Here is a 337-nt window from a genome sequence, read left to right as displayed (position 1 = left end):
GCCTCGCGCGGCGAGATACCGAAGAAGTCCGGCTCGAAGTCGGCCGCGTCGTGCAGGAATCCGCCCCGGCGGACGTAGCTCTTGCCGGACGCCTCGGGTGCGGGATCGTAGAGCGCCTCGACGTTCCCGCCCCGGTTGTCCGGGAAAGCCGTGATGGCGTGGGTTCCCTCTTTGACGACCTGCCAGAGCTCCTCCGGCGTGCTGACGCCACCGGGGAAGCGGCAGCTCATCGCCACCATGGCGATCGGTTCCTTCGCCTCGGTCTCCACGTCGCGCAGCCGCTGCCGGGTCTGGTGCAGATCCGCGGTGACCGCCTTGAGGTAGTCGATGAGCTGTT

General features: G+C 68.2%; 1 protein-coding gene. It reads right to left on the bottom strand.

Annotated elements, in window-relative coordinates; translation table 11 throughout:
* Positions 1 to 337 (bottom strand): beta-ketoacyl synthase N-terminal-like domain-containing protein (locus UK12_RS34230; protein WP_197085416.1); only part of this gene is annotated, 337 nt, incomplete at both ends.

Source organism: Saccharothrix sp. ST-888 (assembly GCF_000955975.1).
GTDB lineage: Bacteria > Actinomycetota > Actinomycetes > Streptomycetales > Streptomycetaceae > Kitasatospora.
The sequence above is the reverse complement of the archived record's forward strand: the minus strand, read 5'-3'. Positions and strand labels throughout refer to the sequence as shown.